Annotated in this window: 3 protein-coding genes; 2 read left to right on the top strand and 1 reads right to left on the bottom strand. The window is 48.0% G+C overall.

What is annotated here, in order from left to right:
- Nucleotides 1-187: hypothetical protein (locus ASC50_RS05720; RefSeq protein WP_056928800.1), on the bottom strand; the 187-nt coding region annotated here is incomplete at its 3' end.
- Between the two features lie 115 nt (nucleotides 188-302).
- Between ASC50_RS05720 and ASC50_RS05715 the strand changes: the two genes are divergently transcribed.
- Entirely contained in the window at nucleotides 303-2,030 is a 1,728-nt protein-coding gene (locus ASC50_RS05715; protein ID WP_055430427.1) for an AAA family ATPase, read from the top strand.
- Nucleotides 2,031-2,077: 47 nt separating this feature from the next.
- Nucleotides 2,078-3,850: dihydroxy-acid dehydratase (gene ilvD / locus ASC50_RS05710; RefSeq protein WP_056928799.1), on the top strand; the 1,773-nt coding region annotated here is incomplete at its 3' end.

The following is a 3,850-nucleotide window of genomic DNA, read 5'->3' as shown; positions in this document are numbered from 1 at the left end:
TGATGGATTCGTCGAGGTGGCGCGTTTCAATGGTCATGGCGGGCGATTGCTCGCGCACAAATTTCATCACATACTCCCAATATAAAGTGCGGATGGAATAATTGGGAATACCCAACCACACTCCTCCCCGATAGAGTAGAAACCCTACCGACAGCAGAATCGCGAATATCAATGAAGCAAGTTGCATTTTCTCTTTTTTTTATTTTCGGGCGCAAAGGTAGATAAAAAATTTTGAAAATTTGTAATACGCTTTTTCCGTTATACCAAAAAATAGCCTATCTTTGTAGCCAAAATAAAAAAAGATGGAAGCAAAAAAATTTAAGCGCTTGCCCTACGGTAGCAGTAATTACAAGAGCATACGGACTGAGAACTATGCTTATGTGGATAAAACCATGTATATTGAGATGTTGGAGAACGAAACCAACAAAAATCTGTTTTTCATCCGCCCGCGCAAGTTCGGCAAAAGCCTGTTCTTTATGACCTTGTCGTGCTACTACGACATGAACGAGGCGGAGAATTTTGAGCAATTGTTCGGCGACCTCTACATAGGCAAGCATCCGACTCCTGAAAAGAACTCGTATGCGGTGCTGCGGTTCGATTTTTCGGGGATGGACACTTCAAGCGAGGAAAGTTTCCGAGTTTCTTTCAACGATGCTGTCCAGACATCCGTGCGCAACTTTTTTAATGTGTATCCGTCCGTTTTTTCTCAGGCTGCTGTGTATAGTCGTGAGCTAAGTGAGAATAAATTGGGAATCTTGTCTTTGGATAGAGCCTTTTCTGCCGCCGAGCAGAGTAATGTGAAAATCTATTTCATCATTGATGAATACGACCATTTTGCTAACGACCTCATTGCGATGGGCAACCGGTTAGGCAAGGATTTTTACAAAACAATGGTGTCTGCTAACGGGTTGGTGCGCGATTTTTATGAACGAATAAAAAACTCTACAAAGTTTGTTTCCAGCCGCACATTTATCACAGGCATTTCGCCGGTGATGCTCGACGACCTCACCAGCGGGTATAATATCTCGACCAACCTCACGCTGCACGAGAAATATAATGAAATGATGGGATTTACGAAAAAAGAGGTTGACTGGCTGATGCACGAAACCGGTGTTAATCCTGATTTCATCACTGTGGATATGGAAGCTTATTACGATGGTTATCTGTTTAATAAAGACGGGGCAAACAGGGTGTATAATCCGGCAATGGTGCTCTATTTCTTCAATCAGATTATAGATTTACATAGAGTGCCGGACAGCATCATTGATGAGAATCTGAAAACGGATTACGGACGCTTGAAAAAGCTCACTCAGAACGATAGCAACCGTGCAACCGTGATTCAAATCATCAAAGAAGATGGAATTATAGCGGAAGTTTTGAATAAATTTTCGGTAGATACGCTGAACGATACCGATTATTTCATTTCCCTGCTGTTCTATATGGGTTTGCTCACCATCAAAGAGCCGGTAATGGGTAAAGTGTGGTTGGGTATTCCCAATTATTCCATCCGCACTTTATATTGGGAGTATGTGATGAAATTTGTGCGCGAGCAATCGCCCGCCATGACCATTGAAACGCGCCACCTCGACGAATCCATCACCGCATTGGCAATGGAAGGAGATTTAAAACGGTTTATAGCCTACGTTTCAGAGCACGCACTCAGCAAATTATCCGACCACGATTTGCAACACTTCGATGAGAAATACATCAAAATCCTGCTGCTGGCATATCTGCTTATGAGCCGTATTTACGTCCCAATGAGCGAATACGAAGCCGTGCCGGGCAGAACAGATATTTATTTGCAGCGCAGCCCGCAGTTGCCAGAAATAAAATATGAATGGGTGTTTGAACTCAAATACTGCAAGGCAAAAGCCAAATCATCTGAAATCACCAAACTGCAAAAAGAGGGAGAGGCGCAGATAAAGCAATATCTTGGTTCGCACCGCTTGAGCAGTCGCCCCGACCTGAAAGCCGCCGTCATCGTATTCATCGGCAAAAATAAATACCGGATATTTGAGCACAGCATTTAGTCAATTTTTATTATCTTTGCACGAAATTTATCAACACTAAATAGAAAATGAAAAATCAACTTAGAAGTTACAGCAGCACCAACGGTCGCAAAATGGCGGGCGCACGTGCCTTGTGGAAAGCCAACGGCATGACCACCGAGCAGATGAACAAGCCCATCATCGCGATTGTCAATTCGTTCACGCAGTTTGTGCCCGGACATGTGCATCTGCACGAAATCGGGCAATTTGTGAAGGCAAAAATCGAGGAATTGGGCTGCTTCGCCGCCGAATTTAACACCATCGCCATCGACGACGGCATAGCGATGGGTCACGACGGGATGCTCTATTCGCTGCCGAGCCGCGACATCATCGCCGACAGTGTAGAATACATGGTGCAAGCCCACAAAGCCGATGCAATGGTGTGCATCAGCAACTGCGACAAAATCACGCCGGGGATGCTCATGGCGGCAATGCGCCTGAATATCCCCGCGGTATTCGTTTCCGGCGGACCAATGGAAGCCGGAAGGCTCGACGGGCACGGCTTGGATTTGATTGATGCCATGGTGCAGAGTGCCGATGAATCCGTTTCGGACGAACAGGTTCGCAAAATCGAACAAAATGCTTGTCCCACTTGCGGCTCGTGTTCGGGAATGTTTACCGCTAACTCGATGAATTGCCTGAATGAAGCCATCGGTTTGGCTTTGCCGGGCAACGGAACCTTGCTGGCGTCCCATGCCGACCGCGAAAATTTATTTCGCGACGCCGCCCGTCTGATTGTCAAAAATGCCTATAAATATTACGAAGACGGCGACGAAAGCGTTTTGCCGAGAAGTATTGCCACACGAGAGGCTTTTTTGAATGCTATGACTTTGGATATTGCCATGGGCGGCTCCACAAACACGGTGTTGCACCTCCTGGCAGTGGCGCAGGAGGCTGGCGTGGACTTCACCATGCAAGACATCGACCGCCTGTCGCGCAAAACGCCCTGTCTGTGTAAAGTGGCTCCGAATACCAATAAATACTATATGCAAGATGTCAACCGCGCCGGCGGTATCCTCGGCATTCTTGGCGAATTGCAGAAAGGTGGTTTGATTGATGCCTCTCTGAAGCGTGTAGACGGAAAAACATTGGCAGAAGCCATTAAAGAATACAATATTTGCGAGGACACTATGTCCTCACAATCTCTACAGTTATATACAGCGGCACCCGGCAATCGATTTAATTTGAAGTTCGGTTCGCAGGAAGAATATTACGACGTAGATGAAATGGATATTGACCGCGCCGAAGGTTGCATTCGCGACATCGCCCATGCCTACAGCAAAGACGGCGGCTTAGCCGTGCTCTACGGCAACATCGCGCAGGACGGCTGCGTGGTGAAAACCGCCGGCGTGGACGAAAGCATCCTGAAATTCTCCGGCACCGCCAAAGTGTTTGATTCGCAAGAAACCGCCTGCGATGGTATTCTGAACGGCAATGTGGAGGCGGGCGATGTGGTAGTCATCACCTACGAAGGTCCCAAAGGCGGACCCGGAATGCAGGAAATGCTTTACCCGACATCCTACATCAAATCGCGCCACTTGGGGAAAGCCTGCGCGCTCATCACGGACGGACGCTTTTCGGGCGGCACCTCCGGCTTGTCAATAGGTCATGTATCCCCCGAAGCCGCAGCAGGCGGAGCCATCGGCTTGGTGCGGACGGGCGACACCATCACAATTAACATTCCCGAACGCAGCATCAAGGGGGAAGGGTCAGATGAAGTTCTCGCTGCCCGCCGCAAGGAAGAAGAGGCACGCGGCAACAAGGCTTTCACGCCGCCCCACCGCCCGCGCACAGTTTCAAAA

Source organism: Candidatus Symbiothrix dinenymphae, assembly GCF_001431085.1.
Note: the sequence above shows the minus strand (reverse complement) of the source record. Positions and strands in the feature narration are given on the sequence as shown.

Excerpts from the sequence above, each read along its gene's own strand:
- ASC50_RS05715 (WP_055430427.1), top strand. The coding sequence starts at position 303 with ATGGAAGCAAAAAAATTTAAGCGCTTGCCCTACGGTAGCAGTAATTAC.